Genomic DNA, 18,778 nt, shown 5'->3' with positions numbered 1-18,778 from the left:
GATATTCGGGTCTGGAACAATTTTAAGAAGGAACTTCAACGGCATAGACTTTTGGCTAGTCCATGACGGGCGAAGTTTATAATGTTTCGCCGTAGAGGTAGATAAAAAGTTCAAAAGGGTAGGTCCATCTGCTTTTAGCCGGAACCTTCGACGAGGCCGTGACCAAGCTGGCAGACTCGAAGATACAGGGACGTGTTTTTGTTCAGGGTTATTAACGGAAACATGCCTTAAAGCTGCATAATTGCGACGCGGACCCAGTGTCGCATCAAATATAAAACTGGTTGTCGCCTTATATAATGCCGGTCACCGCGGGTGTTTTATCCTGTCTGTCTTTGATGGAGGGATTTATCAAACGAGGCGGCGCATTGGGCGTGCGGGGCAGGGGCCGAAGTTACGCAGAGTTAACCTTGCAATTTAGCGGGCATGGTTGGGCCTTTGGCTAAGCCGTACAATGGTTCGGAACATTGAAAAACCGTTGTTTCAGGCAAGGAAAAACCCCGTTCAGTTTCTGAACGGGGTCAGGTAGGGTTTGTAATCCGGCGGGTTCCCCAAGCGGTGGACGCGTCGGTTAATGTTGGTGTTCCGGTTATGATGCCGCGCGGTCGTGGGCCTGCTTGCGCAAGTCCTGCAGGATATTGTTGATCCGGGTTTGCAGGTTTTCGACCTTTTCCGATGCCGTTTGTGCGGTTTGCAAAACCTGCCCCGACAATTCACCGGTTTTGGCCGTTTCATTGGCAACATCAGTAATGGAACTTGAAACGGCCCGTGTCCGGTCGGCGGCCCCCCGCACATTGCGGGTGATTTCGTTGGTGGCCGAGCCTTGCTGTTCAATGGCCGCCGAAATGGTGGTGGCAATTTCATTGATATTCTCAATGATACTACCAATCATTTCGATGGCAGAAACAGACTCTCCGGTCGATTTCTGAATGCCTGTAATTTGCCCGGCAATTTCGTCGGTGGCTTTTTCCGTCTGGTTGGCTAGGTTTTTGACCTCGGCGGCAACCACGGCAAAGCCTTTACCGGCATCGCCGGCGCGGGCAGCCTCGATGGTGGCATTCAGGGCCAACAGGTTGGTTTGTTCGGCAATGTCGGTAATCAGGGCGATTACTTCGCCAATCCGGTTTGCTGATTGCGACAGGCTAACCACCAGTTCGTTGGTTTCGCGTGCTTTTTGCGCCGCATCGTTGGAAATGCGTGTGCTTTCCGCCATTTGCCGGTTGATTTCGGCATTTGATGCTGAAAGCTGTTCGGTTGCGGCTGCAACAGTTTCCACATTGCCAGTGGCTTCCTGTGCCGACGATGCGACGTCTTCACTTTGTGTCGACACCAGTTCGGCGCTGTGGCTCATTTGCCCGGAAACGCCTTGCAGCTGTTCGGCAAGGGCGGCAATTTCGCCAACGGCACTTTCAACTTCGCCCTGCAAGGTATCGGCAAGGCCCAGCAGTTCGTCGCGCAGGCTTTCATTGCGTTCACGGTTCAGGCGTTCTTCTTCGGCCTGCATATCCCGAACTTTAAGGGCATTATCCTTAAATACTTCAACCGCGCGGCCCATAGCCGTGATTTCATCGTGGCCCTTGACCGGCACGGCGACATCAAGGTTACCCCCAGCCAGTGTGACCATGGTTTTTTGCAAACCATCCAACCGGCGTAGCAAGTTACCCCGGACATAGATCACGTAAATGGCCAATGACAGCAGGATCGCGGCAATGCCGACAGCATACAAAATGGTCGAGCTTTGTTTTTGCAACGTTTCTGCGCTGGCTGCCGATGTGTCGACACTGTTTTGCAGGGCATCTACCAGTTGGGAAACGCCAACGCGCATTGTGTCGGCAGCCTGCGCACTTTCGGCAACAAATTTCTGTGCCGTGTCGATTGCTTTTAGTTCCTTGGTCCGCAAGGTCGGAATGCTGTCATCGCCAATCGACAAGGCTTCCATTTTATCGATCAGTTCATTGTAGTATTTTTTCAGCTTCTCATTGTCCATTCCGTTCACCAGATCGCGGGCATCTGCATAGTTGCCACGAATACGAACGGCGGTAATGGACAGTCGCACGGCTTGGGTTTCGGTCGTGGCGGCAATGATCATGTTGGTGGCTGTTGCCCCCTGACGTTCAATATCAAGGATCGGGGCGCGGGTTTGCACCGCGTCATGCAGCTTGTAAAACTGCGCCACCATGTCTTCTTTGGTTGTTTCTTCGGCAGATGCCGGGTCTTTGCGAAGTTTTTTTACTTCGGCATCGGCCTGGGCGATGTCATTTTGAGTATAGGACAAAAGCGGTTTGAGCGTATCCCCGTAACGTTTGCTAAGCTCAAGAAAGTCTTTTGTTTTTTCGGCTTTTTCTCTGGAAATCTCGAAACGGGCCTGGGTTGCTTCATGCAAGGAGGTCAGGGCCTGTTCAAGTTGCTGACGGTTGGTGTCGATTTCTTCGAGAATCTCGGGTTCCAGCCCGGATTGACGCAACTCGTCGATCTTGGCGCTCAGCCCGATCAGACGCTGATCAAGTTCATCCTTGACCGTCTGTTCTTCTTCCTGGCTGGAAGCGGCAATGATGCGGGGGGCAATAGCAACGACTTCTGCACTTTCTGTTGCCAGTTGCTGTGCTGTGAACATTGGCGGCAGTTTGTCTTCTGTGATGTCGGCCAGTGTTACGCCAAACCGGCCAAAAGCAAATACCCCGACGATAACGGCCGCAACAGCCATAAGCCCAACCAAAGCAAAGGAAATCAGAAGTTTCCCTTTAACCCCAAGCCCCGACTGATTTTTTTTGGTATTTTTTTTAGGCTGTTTCGGGGTCCCTGTTTTCTTTCCCATTCTGTCCTACCTTTTTGTTGCGCCGGTGTTCACCCTCACCGGTTTTGAGGCACGGACCTTTTTGAAGGTATCCGCGTATCCACCCTTTGTTTCGGTTCGATTACCCCTTGCCGGTTCAAACCTGGTTTGCGTTGTTTTATTCTGTCTTATTCTCTTCCGATATTGTTGCATTCTGTCTGGCTTCGCAATAGGCAAGCCTGTTCGTGAAAACAAAATGCATTTGATTTTATGTCTCGGACACGACACCTGACGGCTTTGTTGGGATCACATTTGTTGATTTGCAGTGACGTTCGGCAAGCGGGAGGGACGTGCGGTTTCCGAGCTGAATGTGCGTGCGATGGCTGGACCTCGGACCGCAAACACGTTATAGGAGCGTGCATTGCATTTGCCTGAAGGGCCTGTAACCGGGCTTTAAGGGGAGGCGCAACACAGGTTTTCACAATGTTGGGCTGGCGAAAAATACAGTATGTATTGGCGGCAGTTTGACAGGGGCCCGGGCGGCACCAGATCGATAACGTAATTCAAGAATACAGGTTTCAGGTTATGGCCGGTCATTCCCAGTTTAAGAATATCATGCACCGTAAGGGCGCGCAGGACAAAAAGCGCGCCAAAATCTTTACCAAACTTGCCCGTGAAATCACGGTGTCGGCAAAGATCAGCGACGACATTGGCAGTAACCCGCGTTTGCGTGCGGCCATTGCTGCCGCCCGTGGGCAGAACATGCCCAAGGACAATATCGACCGTGCGATTAAAAAAGCGCTCGGCGCCGGTGAAGGCGACAATTTTGAAGAAGTTCGTTATGAAGGTTATGGTACCGCAGGTGTTGCCGTAATCGTCGAAGCCCTGACCGATAACCGCAACCGTACCGCATCCGAAGTACGCGCAGCCTTTACCAAAAGCGGTGGTAACCTTGGTGAAACCGGTTCGGTTGGTTTTATGTTTAACCGGATTGGCGAAATTGTTTATCCGGCGGACAAAGGCGATGCCGACGCGATTTTTGAAGCTGCCCTTGAAGCGGGCGCTGCCAATGCGGAATCGGATGATGAAAACCATGTCATCGAAACTGAAATCGAAGATTTGAACAGCGTTCGTGAAGCCCTGACCGAAATTTTTGGTGATCCTGAAAGCGCCAAACTGGTATTTCGTCCGGTCACCACGGCTGAAATCACTGTCGATCAGGCACAAAGCATCATGAAACTTGTTGATGTGCTTGAAGATAATGACGACGTTCAGAATGTCTGGACGAATGTCGAATGGACAGACGAAATCGTCGCGGCCCTCGATAACTGATCTTGCTTGCGCCCGTCATTTTGCTTTGAATGACGGGCGTATTGTATTTTGACGTCAATAATAACAGCAGGTGATTGTCACGTGGTCAGGGTTCTTGGCATCGATCCCGGTCTTCAGCGTACCGGATGGGGCGTGATCGACCTGAACGACAATCATATGCGCCATGTTGCCAACGGTGTTGTAACCTCGACCCAGGCGTTGTCGCTGGCTGAACGGCTGGTGCAGCTTTATTCGGGCCTGACCGACATTATCAATCAGTGGGAGCCCGACGAGGCCGCTGTTGAGGAAACCTTCGTTAATAAAAACCCGGTATCAACTCTTAAACTGGGGCAGGCGCGGGGTGTGGCCATGCTGGCGCCTGCACGCATGGGCATTCCGGTTACCGAATATACACCAAATGCGGTTAAAAAGACGGTGGTCGGTGCCGGTCATGCGGCCAAACAGCAGGTTGAAATGATGGTTTCCACCTTGTTGCCGGGGTGCAAAATTGCCGGAGCCGATGCCGCCGATGCGTTGGCCATTGCCATTTGCCATGCGCAACATGCCGGAAACCGCCAGATGATGGCCCGCTATCAGAACCAGAACGGGGGATCTGCCCGATGATTGCCAAATTGCGTGGCATTGTTGATTTTATCGGCGAAGACAGCGTTATCATTGATGTTAACGGTGTTGGCTATCTGGTCTTTGCCTCGCGGCGTACCTTGTCGATGTTGCCGCAAGCGGGCGGGGATGCTGGGCTGATTATCGAAACCCATGTCCGTGAAGATCATATTCATCTTTATGGTTTTGCCGATAGTGCCGAAAAACAATGGTTTTCGCTGTTAACCACGGTACAGGGGGTGGGGGCCAAGGTGGCGCTGGCGTTGCTGTCGGTTTTGTCCCCGACGGACCTTTTGCGTGCCCTTGCATCGCAAGACACAACCGCACTTTGCCGCGCCCCCGGTGTGGGGGCCAAGGTGGCAACGCGGATTGTGGGCGAGTTAAAAGACAAGGCCGCAAAATTGAATTTGGGGCCCGTCGCAGCACCCGTTGCACCGGTTTCAAGGGCCGAAGGTGCGGATACACCTGCGGCAGATACAAAGCCGGCCCGTAAACGCACGGTAAAAGCTGCACCTGCCGTGCCTGAGACCCCGGTTGTTGATGATGGTGCGATGATGGCCGATGCCGTTTCCGCGCTGGTTAATTTGGGATATGGTCGTTCCGAGGCCTTCGGGGCCGTTGGCCGGGCATCCCAGCAGGCGGGCGAAAACCGGAACCTTGATACCCTGATCCGTTTGGGTCTGAAGGAGCTTAGCGCGTGAGCGAGGAAGACGACCGGTTGTTAAGTGGTGAACGCCACGCAGAAGACCGTCAGGATGGATCATTACGCCCCCGTCGCCTGGATGATTTTACCGGGCAAAAGGAAGTGCGCGAAAACCTTGATGTGTTTATTCAGGCCGCACGCGGACGCGAAGAAGCCATGGATCATGTGCTTTTTTTCGGTCCCCCGGGATTGGGCAAAACAACCCTTTCGCAAATTGTTGCCAGTGAGCTTGGCGTTGGCTTTCGGGCAACGTCCGGCCCCGTCATTGCCAAGGCGGGCGACCTTGCGGCATTGCTGACGAATTTACAGCCCCGTGACGTTTTGTTTATCGATGAAATTCACCGGTTGAACCCCGCTGTTGAAGAAATTCTGTATCCGGCGATGGAAGATTTTCAGCTGGATCTGATCATTGGCGAGGGGCCGGCGGCGCGCTCTGTTCGTATTGATTTACCCCCCTTTACGCTGGTGGGGGCCACAACCCGGTCGGGTTTGTTGACGACACCGCTGCGCGACCGTTTTGGCATCCCGTTACGTTTGCGGTTTTATGAACCCGAAGAGCTGGTTGATATCGTTGCCCGCGGGGCACGGCTGCTTGATTTTGACATGACCCGCGATGGCGCAATGGAAATTGCCCGCCGGTCAAGGGGAACCCCGCGTATTGCCGGGCGATTGCTCCGCCGTGTAAGAGATTTTGCTGTGGTGGCCGGTAAGTCGCCGGTCAATGATTTTATCGCCGATGCCGCCCTGACACGGCTGGAAGTCGATAATCTGGGGCTTGATAGCCAGGATCGCCGATATCTGACCTGTATTGCCAGCAATTATGGTGGCGGGCCGGTCGGCGTTGATACGCTGGCCGCCGCCTTGTCCGAGGAACGCGATACCATCGAGGATGTCATCGAGCCTTATTTGCTTCAGCAGGGGCTTATACAGCGCACACCGCGCGGGCGGATGCTGGGTGTGAAGGGATTTGTGCATTTGGGGCTGACGCCGCCGCGCAATCAGGCCGGTGTGCCAATGGCGGACCTTTTCGAAAGCGAAGCCCTGAACAATGCAAATGACGAAGGCGAGCAATGACAGAATCCCTGTTTGGCACAATAGACGGAAAACGCCACATTTACCCGTTTTGCGTGTTCTATGAAGATACTGACGCCGGCGGAATTGTATATCACGCGCAATATTTGGCTTTTGCCGAGCGCGCACGGACGTCAATGGTGAATTTATTGGGTTTTTCCAATAGAAACATCGCTGAACGCCACAAAGTTGCCATAGCGGTTCGACATTGTACCGTCGATTTCCGTCGGGCTGCGCGGCTTGAGGATCGGTTGACTGTGCAAAGTCGGTTGGTCCGAATTGGCGGTGCGTCACTGGGTTTTGAACAAAAAATTATGCGGGACGGCGAGGAACTGGTCGTGATCGATATCGTTCTGGCCTGCATGTCGTTGGAAACCTTTCGGGCGCAACGCCTGCCGGATGAATTAAGAAATGTGTTCAGTGACTATCTGGATGTGAACGAGGGCTAAAGAAACGATGGAAAATCAGGTTGTCGATGCCGTGTCGCTTGGCCAGTCGGTTATGGCGCACGACATGTCGGTGTGGGGGCTGTTTGTTCAGGCTGGTCTGGTCGTCAAAGTCATTATGATTGGCCTGTTGCTGTCGTCCGTATGGGTCTGGGCGATTGTCTTTGAAAAGATGTTTCGCCTGCGCAAATTGCGTGCCCAGGCTAATCAGTTTGAAGAAGCCTTCTGGTCGGGCGGGTCGCTTGAGGATCTTTATGATCGTATCGCAGACCGGCCCAAAGACCCGATGGCGGCCATTTTTGTTTCGGCCATGCGGGAATGGCGGCGCTCAAATGCACGCGGCGTTAGCGGCGAAACCATGCGCGCGCGCCTGCAACAACGCCTTGAACGGGCAATGGAAGTAACGCTGGGCCGTGAAATGGACCGTGTTGAAAAATACATGACCTTTTTGGCCTCTGTTGGTTCTACGGCCCCGTTTGTTGGCTTGTTTGGCACTGTTTGGGGCATTATGGCGTCGTTCCAGTCTATTGCGGCGTCGAAAAACACATCGCTTGCGGTGGTTGCACCGGGTATCGCCGAGGCGCTGTTTGCGACGGCTATTGGTCTGGTTGCGGCTATTCCGGCTGTGGTGGCCTATAACAAAATTTCAAGCGACCTGAACCGTTATGGCAATCGTCTTGAAGCGTTTGTTGACGAATTCAGTTCGATCCTTTCGCGCCAGCTTGACGAAAAACGGGATTGATCCATGGGCGGACAACTAGCTTCGGGAAATTCCGGTGGTGGTCGGCGGCGCGGACGTCGGGGGCGCGGTGGCCGTAAGGCCATGAGCGACATCAACGTTACGCCAATGGTCGATGTGATGCTGGTGCTGCTGGTGATTTTTATGGTCACAGCACCGCTGATTACGGCAGGTGTCGATGTTGATTTGCCCAAGGCCAGTGCAACACAAATGACCGGTCAGGACGAGCCGCTAGTGGTGTCGCTGACCAAAGAGGGTGCTGTTTATATTATGGACAGCGCGGTGGATCGCGACGAACTGGTGGCGAAATTACGGGCCATTACCGAAAACAAGCAGGATACCCGTATTTTTGTAAAGGGCGACAAGGCTGTCGATTATGGCCAGGTGATGGATTTGATGGGACGGATCAACGAGGCCGGCTTTAGCAAGGTGGCCCTGATCGCCGATCTGCCAGATAAAGGCAAATAAACGGTCATGCTGCGTAATGTGCTGATTTCACTGGCGGTACATTTGGTGATCATTTTGATCGCCTATTTTGGCTTGCCTGACCTGTTTAAACCTGAGCCGCTGGAAATGCAGTCGGTGTCGGTTGATGTTGTGACGGTGGATGAATTTGCGGCAGCCATGAAAAAAGCGCCGCCGCTGCCAAAACCTGCGGACAAGCCGGCGACAAAGCCGCAGCCCAAGGAAAAACCGACGCCACAACCCAAGCCCCAGGCAAAGCCGGAACCCAAGCCCGAGCCCACGCCGGAGCCAACACCGGAACCCAAGCCCCAGCCGAAACCCGAGCCCAAGCCGGAACCTAAGCCCGAGCCAAAACCTGAGCCAAAACCAAAACCGGAGGTTAAAAAAGCCCCCGAAGCCGCACCGGTGCCCGAAAGCGATGACGGTGAATTAAAGGCCAAGCCAAAGCCGGTTGAAAAGAAGGTGGAAAAACCGGAGCCAAAGCCGGAAAAGAAACCGGAGCCCAAGCCCGAGAAAAAACCTGAGCCGAAAAAAGAAGAAAAAAAGCCCGAGCCCAAACCGGAACCAAAGCCAAAACCCGAGAAAAAGGCAGAACCCGCGCCGAAGCGAACACTTGCCGATATCTTGAAAGATGTGCGCAAGACCGAAAGCACACAGGAACCTGTTCCTGATCAGCCGAAGGAAAAACCGGCCAAGGAAACAGCCAGCGAGCAAACGGCAACACGCCTGGATGATCGTTTGAGCATGAGCGAGCTTGACGCCTTGAAGCGCCAGATCGCGCAATGCTGGAACCCGCCGGTTGGGTCCAAGGACGCGGATTTTGTGGTTTATCTGAATGTGCAGGTAAATCCGGACCGGACAGTGCGGGGTGCCCAGATTGCCAACCGAAATGAAATTGGCAGTGATGCCTCGAAGCGGACAGTTGCGGAAAGTGCCTTGCGGGCCGTTTTAAACCCGGCCTGTAGTCCGCTTAAGCTGCCGGAAAATAAATATGACCTTTGGAATACAGTCGTAATGACCTTTAACATGCGTGAAATGTTGGGAATGTAGGCTGATTTGAGGAAATATTTGTGAAATTGTGGTGAATTGACCCTAATTTCGCCGGAATGATTGCCAATTGTTGTTGTTTTATGCCGTGATTGTTTGAGAAGACGTTTAACGATATTGGTAAGCCTTTGAAGACAGGCAGGAATCGGATATTAACATGAGGCAACTTTTAGAAATGCTGCATAGCGAAATCTGCATGAAATGATGTGCTAAAACCGCAATGCAGCCCCCTGAAAGTGCCGCTGGATTAAATGCAATTCTAGCGCAAATTCACGTCCAGTTTTGACGCGCGTGAATTGACGGGTTAACGAGCTATCCTTTTGAAAACGCGTGGAGAAAAGCGAGGCAGGATGACAACCAAGACCAAGGCTTTTAAACGACACTGGCATGTACGCGGGCTGGCTGGCCTGTGTGCCCTTGCCGTTGCTGTTGGCTTGACCATTGCTGCGGCCGCCCCGGCGCAAGCAGAACTGCGTGTTGATATTACACGCGGTGAAGTTAAACCGATGCCGATCGCCGTGACACGTTTCGCAGGCGAGGGCGTTTCGGAAACCGATGTCGGGCAGAATATTACAAAGGTGATCAGCAACGATCTGGCGCGCTCGGGCCTTTTCAAAACGATTGATGAAAAGGCCTTTATCCAGAGCGCCAGTTCGCTGGCGGTCAATCCCAACTTTGCCGAGTGGCGCACAATTGGCGCCCAGGCCCTGGTCAATGGCCGGGTCCTGACCGAGGCAAACGGGTTATTGCGAGTGGAATTTCGTTTGTGGGACGTTCTGGCTGAAAACCAGATGGCCGGTGTTGCCTATCGCACACAGCCGGGCAACTGGCGGCGGATCGCCCACAAGATTGCTGACGAGATCTACAAACGTATAACCGGTGAAACCGGGTATTTCGATACCCGCATCGTTTATGTGTCCGAATCGGGACCGGCAACAAACCGGACCAAGCGGCTGGCCATCATGGACCAGGACGGTGCAAACCACCGTTTCCTGACCGACGGCAAGTTTCTTGTTCTAAGCCCACGGTTTTCGCCGACCGCGCAGGAAGTGGTCTATATGTCGTATTTTAACGACAAGCCACGGGTTTACGTTCTTGATATCGACACCGGAGAGCTTGAACTTCTGGGAGATTTCCCGGGGATGACTTTCGCCCCAAGATTTTCACCAGATGGTAATTCGGTGGTCATGAGCCAGGCCCTGGACGGCAATAGTGAAATTTATTCGCTGGATTTGCGCACCCGCGAAAAGCGCCAGTTGACGCGGCACCCCGCGGTTGATACATCGCCATCCTATTCGCCTGATGGATCGCGCATTGTTTTCAACTCGGACCGTAGTGGCGGACAACAACTTTACGTGATGAATGCAGATGGAAGTGGCGTGCAACGGATCAGCTTTGGTGGTGGATTATATTCCACACCGGTCTGGTCACCACGTGGCGACCTGATCGCCTTCACGAAGACGCAAGGAGGTCGGTTCTATATTGGTGTTATGCGGCCAGATGGCAGTGGTGAACGGTTGCTGGCCGAGGGGTATCTCGTAGAGAGCCCGACATGGGCACCGAATGGTCGGGTTTTGATGTTCCATCGCCAAATCCCGTCCAAGGACGGAACCAAGGACAAATATCGCCTGTTTTCGATTGATTTGACCGGTTATAACGAACGTGAAATCGTTACACCGGCGGATGGTTCGGATCCGGCATGGTCGCCCTTGATTCCCTGATTTCTCAATTGTATAGTCTTTGCGAAACACCGTATGCGATTCGTTTTTAAAGCGAGCATGTGATGGTGTCGCGAGACATGGTAAAAACCAACTCGGGCGAATGCGTCCGGTGTTAAGGGGAAAACTTAAATGAAACTTCGGATTCTGAGTGTTTTTGCTGCTGCTGCTCTTTTGGCCGCTTGTGAAACAGCACCGGACAGTTCTGCGAATTCGCAGGGCGAAGGTGTCTCTACAATGAACCAGCCTGCTGATACCACCACTTCCAATGCGCTTTCTGAAAGCAGCCCGGAATGGTTTGCTGTCAATGTTGGCGATCGCGTCTTCTTTGACTACGATCAGTATGACCTGTCGGCAGAAGCCCGTCGCACTCTGGAACTCCAGGCTGCATGGCTGAAGAAATACCCGCAGTACACTGTTCTGGTTGAAGGCCATGCCGACGAACGCGGCACGCGCGAATACAACCTTGCACTCGGCGAACGCCGTGCGAACTCTTCCAAGGATTATTTGATTGCATTGGGCGTTGAACCGTCCCGCATCGAAACCATTTCCTATGGCAAGGAACGCCCGGTTGCTCTGGGTCATGACGAAGCCAGCTGGGCCAAAAATCGCCGCGCTGTAACGGTTGTCCGTTAATCGCGCGCTGGTTTGAAAACCGGTTTGATTTCAGGCGCCTGTCCCGGTTTCGGGGCAGGCGCCTTATTTTTGCCGTTTGACAGCGCAACGATTTTTGTTTGAAATCTGTTGCATGTTACTGAGTTTGACCAAAAAGGACCGGGAAATGATCCGACCAGAACCCGTCATGATCCGTGGCGTTTCCTTGCTATCTCGCAAAGCGGCCCCTGCTGTTTTGTCTGTTTCGCATAATACACGCCCGTCGTTGCTGGCAAAAATGGGCTCGCTGGTGATTTTGGGTTTTTTGACAGTCGGGTTTACGTCCCCGGTTATGGCGCAGGATGCCTCGATGTCGCGCCAGGTCGAGCAGTTGCGCAAGGATCTTGATTTGCTGCAACGCTATGTGTACCGCGAAGGCCCGCCTGCCAGTGGCGGGGCAGCTTCATCAGGTGCGGTAACCGGCGGGGCCGACAATACACCGGCCGCCGCGCGCCAACAGGTTCAAATCGATAATTTGCAGGCCCAGATCACCCAGTTAACCGGCCAGATCGAAGAGCAAGGTTACAAGGTTCGCCAGATGTCGGATCGGTTGGATCGCCTGATTTCGGACGTTGACTTTCGCCTAAGCCAGCTTGAAGGCAAAAATACCCAGACCGGGCAAGCTGGTACAGGTGCCGCCGCCGGTGCGATGGCAGGGGGCATGTCCGCCCCGCAAGACAACACTGCAGGCAGCACCGCTGCGCCGGGGAACAGTGCTTCTGGTGGCAATCTGGGCGGGGCCACTGGCGGGCAGCCTTTGGATAAAAATGGTACGCAGTTGTTTGGCGTGATTAAAGGGCAGGGTGAGGCACCCGAAATTCCATCGGGCCCGCAAGGAAATAGTAGTGGTGCGGGTGCTGCCGGTGCCGACGCTGCGGAGACGGCAAGTGCGGCTGATGGTGTCCTGCCTGCAGGAAGCCCGCAGGACCAGTATCGTTATGCGTTTGGCTTGTTGCGTCAACAAAAGTTCCCCGAGGCCGAAGCTGCCTTACGTGCCTTTGTTAAAGCCCACCCCAAGGATCCTTTGGCAGGGAATGCCCAATACTGGCTGGGTGAAACATTTTATGTACGGGGCAATTACGATCAGGCTTCACTGGCCTTTACCGAAGGCTTTCAGAATTATCCCGATAGCCCGAAAGCAGCAGACAATTTGTTGAAACTGGGTATGTCGCTGGCGAACCTTGGCAAAACGGACGACGCCTGTCTGACTTATGATCATTTGCTGTCTAATTTTGAAGGGTCTTCAACGGTTATTCTCGACCGTGCCCGTCAGGAAAAGAAAAACCGCAACTGCAAATAAGGCGCTTGTGGCGATTATGACCAATAGCGAGCCCGAACAACAAGCGGCGTCAGACGGTGTTCCCGTTGACGCCGTTTCCTTTTCCGCCCTGATGTCTTCCTTTGCCCCGTTCGAGACAGCGCCCCGCCTGATGGTTGCTGTTTCGGGGGGCGTGGATAGCATGGCGCTGACCCTTTTGGCGGCACAATGGTGTGCTGAACGGAATGGCAAGGTGCTGGCAGTGACCGTTGATCACGGTTTGCGCCCGGCTGCCGCAGCCGAGGCGCAATGGGTGCAGCTTCAACTGGCGCAATACGGTATTGATCACCGGGTTTTGCATTGGCAAGGGCCAAAGCCGGGGGCGGCGATCCAGCAGGAAGCACGGGCGGCGCGGTATCGGCTGATTGACGAACTTGCCGCGCAGCTGGGCATTTTGCATGTTTTGGTGGGCCATCATTTAAATGATCAGGCTGAAACGATCATTATGCGCCAAAACCATGCCAGTGGCCCGGTGGGGCTGGCGGGGATGTCAAGGCAACGATATTTACGCCATTGTCGCCTTTTGCGGCCATTATTGTCTGTCCCGCGTACAAACCTGGTTGCGACGCTTCGCGGGTTTGCGCCGCCAAATTCCGACCAGGTAACGAATGGACAGAAATGGCTGGAGGACCCGTCCAATCGCAATTTGGCGTTTGAACGGGTTCGCATCAGGCAGGAATTGCGCGAACGGCAAAATTTATCATCAGGTGCAATATCACTGCACGATTTTAGTGCCCTGGCCCGGGCCCGTCAACATATTGAAAATGCTGTTGGCGCGTTTTTAGCCCGTCATGTTTATTTGGCACCTGACGGGGTGGCATCCGTTAACTGGCCCGGCTTCATGGATGATCAAAGCGCCCCCACAAGACCCGGAAGGGGCAGCATATCGGGATTGTCTGATTTTGATATTGCCGCCTATGGCATCGGTCATGTTTTACGCTGTGTCGGCGGGGCAAGTTATGCTCCGGCACGAGACTCGGTTCGCCAGATTCTACAATTAATACGGCAAAGTGAACCTGCACGGCACAGTCTTGCCGGGTGTGTTCTGCATCGGCGGAAAAATCATATCCTAATTTATCGCGAAGCCGGGCGGATGGATAAAACGCCACAGCCTGTATGGCCCGGACAGAAGAACAGGTGGGATCAACGGTTTGAATTGCAGCTTGAAGGGGGTGTGAAACCCGCGACAGGCGGGGATTTTGCCGGTTTTTCGATTGCGCCGCTTGGGATGTGTGACCCGTTTCACAAGCGGGCTTTTCGCCGTGCGATGGCGCAATTTGTGCCATTTTGGGCATCCCGCCCGCGTCAGGCGCTGGCTGTTTTACCCGTTCTGTTGTGGCAAGATCAGCCTTTATCTGTCGCTGGCCTTGAGATTTGTGCGCTTTCCGACGTATTATCCGCCGCCGGTTGCCCGACAGCTCAGTTGGAGCTGTTTTTGGCAATCAGAGTGACGTGGCGGTTTGCGCCATCGACCCCTTTGTGGGAAGGTGGTTTTAAATTCGTCGCAAATCCGTGACTTCGTACTTGCGCCGGGCCAGCCTGTTATTATCTGATGGGTCAGGTCATGTCGCGGGGTGCCTGCCGCGTAGTGGCGGATATTGTTCGCGACCAGTAGCTTGGAAAGAATATGGGAAAAAATCTCGCACTGTGGGTCATCATAGCCATTCTTTTGGTGGCTTTGTTTAACCTGTTCCAGTCGCCATCCGGACGGTCGGGCCAGTCACAGCTGGCATTTTCAGACTTTCTGTCGGATGTTGATTCCGGGCAGATTTCTGAAGTGACCATTCAGGGCAAAACTCTTACGGCGCAAACGCGCGACGGTCGCACCGTCAATGTGTACACCCCGAACTACCCCGACCTTGTTGATCGACTGAACAAGAAGGGTGTTCGTATTGTTGCCAAGCCAGAAGAATCGCTGTCGCCGCTGATGAGCGCGCTGATCAGCTGGTTCCCGATGCTTTTGATTATTGGTGTGTGGATTTTCTTCATGCGTCAAATGCAGGGCGGCGGTGGCAAAGCCATGGGTTTTGGCAAATCAAAGGCCAAATTACTGACCGAAAAGTCCGGTCGGGTGACCTTTGAAGACGTTGCCGGTATTGAAGAAGCCAAAAACGAACTCGAAGAAGTTGTCGACTTTTTGCGCGATCCGCAAAAGTTCCAACGTCTTGGCGGCAAAATCCCCAAAGGTATGCTTTTGGTCGGCCCTCCGGGGACGGGTAAAACCCTTTTGGCACGTGCCATTGCAGGCGAAGCGAACGTGCCGTTCTTCACCATTTCGGGTTCGGACTTTGTTGAAATGTTTGTGGGTGTCGGCGCATCGCGTGTGCGTGACATGTTCGAACAGGGCAAAAAGAACGCACCTTGCATTATCTTTATCGACGAAATTGATGCCGTTGGGCGTCATCGTGGCGCCGGTCTTGGCGGTGGTAATGATGAACGCGAACAGACGCTGAACCAGCTTCTGGTCGAAATGGATGGTTTTGAAGCCAACGAAGGCGTGATCCTGGTGGCTGCTACCAACCGTCCCGACGTTCTGGACCCTGCATTGCTGCGTCCGGGCCGGTTTGATCGTCAGGTTGTGGTGCCAAACCCGGATCTGGAAGGCCGTGCGCATATTCTTGGTGTGCATGCCCGCAAAATTCCGCTGGGACCGGACGTTGAATTGCGGACGGTTGCACGTGGGACCCCGGGTTTCTCGGGTGCGGACCTGGCGAACCTTGTCAATGAAGCTGCCCTTGCGGCCGCCCGCCTTGGCAAGCGCGTTGTCACCATGTCGGATTTTGAAAACGCCAAGGATAAAGTCATGATGGGGGCGGAGCGCCGTTCCATGATCATGACCGATGATGAAAAGAAACTGACAGCATATCACGAAGGTGGTCATGCGTTGGTGGCTTTGCATACACCGGCTTCCGATCCGATTCACAAGGCAACCATCATTCCGCGCGGTCGTGCATTGGGTATGGTGATGCGCCTGCCGGAACGTGACCAGGTTTCCAAATCCTACGAACAGCTGATTTCTGATCTGGCTGTTGCCATGGGGGGCCGTGTTGCCGAAGAACTTATTTTCGGCAAGGACAAGGTTACCACCGGGGCGTCGTCCGACATCAACATGGTCACGCAATATGCGCGCAAGATGGTGACGGAATGGGGCTTCTCCGAAAAACTGGGTAACGTGAAATATGTGGATAACCAGGAAGAAGTGTTCCTGGGTCACTCGGTTGCCCAGCACAAGAACGTTTCGGAGAAAACTGCACAGCTGATCGACGAAGAAGTTCGCCGGTTCTCGGATGAGGCGCTTAGCTTTGCCCGTCGCGTTTTGACCGAACATATCGACGATTTGCATGTTCTTGCCAAAGGGCTTCTGGAATATGAAACCCTGAGCGGCAAGGAAATCGAAGCCCTGCTGCGTGGCGAGGAAATCAATCGTCCGGGACATACCGGTGGCACAGGTGCCGATAGTGGCACTCCGGGTCGTCGTTCTGCTGTTCCGACGTCGGGCACACGCAAGGAAAACCCGGGTGAAGGCGGGGGTGAATTGTCACCCGAACCGCAGCCGGGCAGCTAAAATGAAAGTTTGCTAACCTATGGACAAGATCGAAGGATCGGTCCTGCGAAGCCCCGCCGATGTGCGGGGCTTTGCTGATTTTGATGGACCGTTATATTACGTGCCTACCGGCTTTATTGACCGCGCGGATGACCCGCAAACGCTGCCACTGGCAGGTGGTCGTCGGGGGTTTTCTGCACTTGAGATTATCCGCCGTCGTGAAAACGGCGGGGCGAAAAGCATGATTTTGCCGTTACTTGCTCTTGAAGGGTGGGTGCAAAATTCCGGTCGGGTAGACGAAATCAATGCTGTCATAGACCGTTTAACGGGCAATCGCCGGGCATTCGCCAATCAGGATATGGATAGTTCCCATATCATGGGCATTGTCAATGTTACCCCGGACAGCTTTTCTGACGGGGGGGATCATAACACGGTAGAACGTGCCATTGCCCATGGCCGGGCTTTGGCCGGGCAGGGCGCATCCATTCTTGATATTGGTGGTGAATCTACCCGTCCCGGTGCGGCGGCAGTTTCGATTGAAGAAGAAATTGAACGCGTTGTTCCTGTTATCCGTGCCCTCGCCGATGACGGGCATTGTGTTTCGGTTGATACCCGCCATGCGGCTGTTATGGCAGCAGCAATGGAGGCAGGCGCACAGATCGTTAATGATGTGACGGCGCTTGAAGGCGAAGAAGCCTCGCTGGAATTTGTCAGCCAGTCTGATACGGCGCCAGTCATTTTGATGCATATGCAGGGCGAACCAGGCACCATGCAGGACAATCCCCGGTATGATTGTGTGGTGCTTGATGTTTACGATTACCTGCTGGACCGTATCGAAAGTTGTGAGCGCGCCGGGATTAGTCGGGACCGCATTTGTGTCGATCCGGGTATCGGATTTGGCAAATCGCTTACGCACAATATGGAACTTCTGTCACGCCTGTCTATTTTTCACGGTTTGGGGTGCCCGGTTTTGCTGGGCGCATCGCGTAAATCCTTTATCGGTAAAATTGATCCGTCGGCATCGCCAAAACAAAGGTTGGGCGGGTCATTGGCCGCGGCCCTGAATGGCTGGCGCCAGGGAATGCAGATTTTGCGTGTCCATGACGTGGAACAGACAGTGCAGGCCTTAAGCATCGCATCGGCCATTGGCACAGTATAACGCCGACTGATCGTATTTTTATGTTCGTTTGAAAAAGGTGGGGGCGATAAATGTATCGTTTCCACCTTTTTCTTTTTGCGTTTAACCAATTCTGTCAATTTCTGACACGGGATGCTTCTGGCTTGCTATTGACGTCCATTGTCTTCATATCTGTATTACCGGAAGAACTTTTTCTAGTATGCAGTGTTGCATCTGCGTTACCTGTTTTCCCGCCGGTAGGATAAAAATACGAACCCGATTGAATATTGACATCGTTGTGGTGCAATATTGTAAAAGCGTTTCTGGTGCTATCGGGTCGGTCGGAGCAGAATAAATGGCTGCGTGCATTTTTGTGGTCGAAGACAATGAAGACCTCAATCGCGATCTTTGTGAATATCTGGAGATTTGCGGGTTTGATGTTGTCGGGTGTGAAAGTGGCCAGGAATTTCATCGTGCCCTTGAAGACTTAACTCCAACCGCCGTTATTTTTGACGTGATGTTGCCTGATGCCGACGGGTTCGATCTGGCACGCTTCACCCGTAATAAACTTGATTGCGGGATCATGATGCTGACATCGCTTTCAGGAATGGATCAACATTTGGCTGGCTATCAGTCCGGTGCTGATGTTTACCTGACCAAGGATAGCCCGCTTTCTGTAATTGAAGCTGCCTTGCGCCCCTTATTGCGCCGGGTGACAACCCCAGGGCCCGATGCCGCAAATGAAACAGCGTCGGAAGGTCAGGATGATTGCTGGAAACTTGATCGTCTGAACTGGACATTAACGTCGCCAGGGGGGGGCAGTGCGGTGTTAACGGCCGGGGAACGTACAATTATTAGCGTTTTGATCGACGCTAATGGCGGGTGGCTGACCCGTCCCGATATTGTCAAGGCGCTGGGCAAGGCAGATACTGCCGAAAATTGCCGAAACCTGGATACAGCCATTCGCCGTGTTCGCCAGAAAATTACCAAAGATACGGGCGATGAATTGCCAGTTCGCACGGCATACGGCCGGGGATACGCATTTACGTCACCTGCATTGATTGTTGGCGAAGAAGTCGATGTCGACGTGTCGCAGGTAAAAGTTCGTTCCAACGCGTAATATCAAATGTCCGGATATGCTGTTTGCGATCGGTCAAAAGGACCGGTTTGGTGCGTGTCTGAATAATACAGTGTTCGATCTTGTTGGTGCGGCCTGATTTTTGAGCCGACTGAATAAATGTTCGGTTTGTTTTA

16 protein-coding genes are annotated in these 18,778 nt (G+C 53.5%); 15 read left to right on the top strand and 1 reads right to left on the bottom strand.

Translation table 11 applies throughout. The features are described from left to right. Nucleotides 1–586: 586 nt before the first annotated feature. Nucleotides 587–2,701, bottom strand: a complete 2,115-nt coding sequence (locus tag J4E05_RS03930) for a methyl-accepting chemotaxis protein (RefSeq protein WP_246832925.1) — start codon at nt 2,699–2,701, stop codon at nt 587–589. Between the two features lie 654 nt (nt 2,702–3,355). Between J4E05_RS03930 and J4E05_RS03925 the strand changes: the two genes are divergently transcribed. The 15 genes from J4E05_RS03925 to J4E05_RS03855 all read left to right on the top strand — a co-directional run bounded on the left by J4E05_RS03925 (nt 3,356) and on the right by J4E05_RS03855 (nt 18,644). Then, complete coding sequence (locus J4E05_RS03925; RefSeq protein ID WP_085590572.1) at nt 3,356–4,102, top strand: YebC/PmpR family DNA-binding transcriptional regulator; 747 nt, start codon at nt 3,356–3,358, stop codon at nt 4,100–4,102. 81 nt (nt 4,103–4,183) lie between these two features. Next, entirely contained in the window at nt 4,184–4,705 is a 522-nt protein-coding gene (gene ruvC, locus J4E05_RS03920) for a crossover junction endodeoxyribonuclease RuvC (protein WP_349592537.1), read from the top strand. Beyond that, nucleotides 4,702–5,403 (top strand): Holliday junction branch migration protein RuvA, encoded by a 702-nt coding sequence (gene ruvA / locus J4E05_RS03915; protein WP_349592535.1) that lies wholly within the window; start codon nt 4,702–4,704, stop codon nt 5,401–5,403. Before ruvC ends, ruvA begins: the two co-directional genes overlap by 4 nt. Then, on the top strand, nt 5,400–6,479 hold the full coding sequence (ruvB, locus tag J4E05_RS03910; protein ID WP_085590566.1) for a Holliday junction branch migration DNA helicase RuvB: 1,080 nt from the start codon (nt 5,400–5,402) through the stop codon (nt 6,477–6,479). The genes ruvA and ruvB overlap by 4 nt, the downstream gene beginning before the upstream one ends. Further along, entirely contained in the window at nt 6,476–6,925 is a 450-nt protein-coding gene (locus tag J4E05_RS03905) for a YbgC/FadM family acyl-CoA thioesterase (RefSeq protein ID WP_085590564.1), read from the top strand. Before ruvB ends, J4E05_RS03905 begins: the two co-directional genes overlap by 4 nt. A 7-nt stretch (nt 6,926–6,932) precedes the next feature. Continuing rightward, nucleotides 6,933–7,664 carry a protein TolQ gene (gene tolQ / locus J4E05_RS03900; protein WP_085590562.1) on the top strand — a complete coding sequence of 244 codons (732 nt, stop codon included), beginning with the start codon at nt 6,933–6,935 and terminating at the stop codon, nt 7,662–7,664. 3 nt (nt 7,665–7,667) lie between these two features. After that, entirely contained in the window at nt 7,668–8,129 is a 462-nt protein-coding gene (gene tolR / locus J4E05_RS03895) for a protein TolR (protein ID WP_085590560.1), read from the top strand. A 6-nt stretch (nt 8,130–8,135) separates the two neighbouring features. Further along, the gene (gene tolA / locus J4E05_RS03890) at nt 8,136–9,176 is read left to right on the top strand and encodes a cell envelope integrity protein TolA (protein WP_349592530.1); all 1,041 of its coding nucleotides are present in this window, start codon (nt 8,136–8,138) and stop codon (nt 9,174–9,176) included. Between the two features lie 347 nt (nt 9,177–9,523). After that, entirely contained in the window at nt 9,524–10,894 is a 1,371-nt protein-coding gene (tolB, locus tag J4E05_RS03885; RefSeq protein WP_085590556.1) for a Tol-Pal system beta propeller repeat protein TolB, read from the top strand. A gap of 129 nt (nt 10,895–11,023) precedes the next feature. Next, on the top strand, nt 11,024–11,527 hold the full coding sequence (gene pal / locus J4E05_RS03880; protein WP_085590554.1) for a peptidoglycan-associated lipoprotein Pal: 504 nt from the start codon (nt 11,024–11,026) through the stop codon (nt 11,525–11,527). 145 nt (nt 11,528–11,672) lie between these two features. Beyond that, complete coding sequence (gene ybgF / locus J4E05_RS03875) at nt 11,673–12,845, top strand: tol-pal system protein YbgF (protein ID WP_349592526.1); 1,173 nt, start codon at nt 11,673–11,675, stop codon at nt 12,843–12,845. Nucleotides 12,846–12,861: 16 nt separating this feature from the next. After that, the gene (tilS, locus tag J4E05_RS03870; RefSeq protein WP_349592524.1) at nt 12,862–14,379 is read left to right on the top strand and encodes a tRNA lysidine(34) synthetase TilS; all 1,518 of its coding nucleotides are present in this window, start codon (nt 12,862–12,864) and stop codon (nt 14,377–14,379) included. Between the two features lie 111 nt (nt 14,380–14,490). After that, nucleotides 14,491–16,428, top strand: coding sequence for an ATP-dependent zinc metalloprotease FtsH (ftsH, locus tag J4E05_RS03865; RefSeq protein ID WP_349592522.1), 1,938 nt, complete (start codon nt 14,491–14,493; stop codon nt 16,426–16,428). A 19-nt stretch (nt 16,429–16,447) separates the two neighbouring features. After that, nucleotides 16,448–17,566 carry a dihydropteroate synthase gene (gene folP / locus J4E05_RS03860; RefSeq protein WP_349592520.1) on the top strand — a complete coding sequence of 373 codons (1,119 nt, stop codon included), beginning with the start codon at nt 16,448–16,450 and terminating at the stop codon, nt 17,564–17,566. Between the two features lie 313 nt (nt 17,567–17,879). Next, complete coding sequence (locus J4E05_RS03855) at nt 17,880–18,644, top strand: response regulator transcription factor (protein WP_349592519.1); 765 nt, start codon at nt 17,880–17,882, stop codon at nt 18,642–18,644. The last annotated feature ends 134 nt before the right edge of the window (nt 18,645–18,778 follow it).

The organism is Thalassospira sp. NFXS8 (assembly GCF_040148805.1).
Lineage (GTDB): Bacteria > Pseudomonadota > Alphaproteobacteria > Rhodospirillales > Thalassospiraceae > Thalassospira.
Note: the sequence above shows the minus strand (reverse complement) of the source record. Positions and strands in the feature narration are given on the sequence as shown.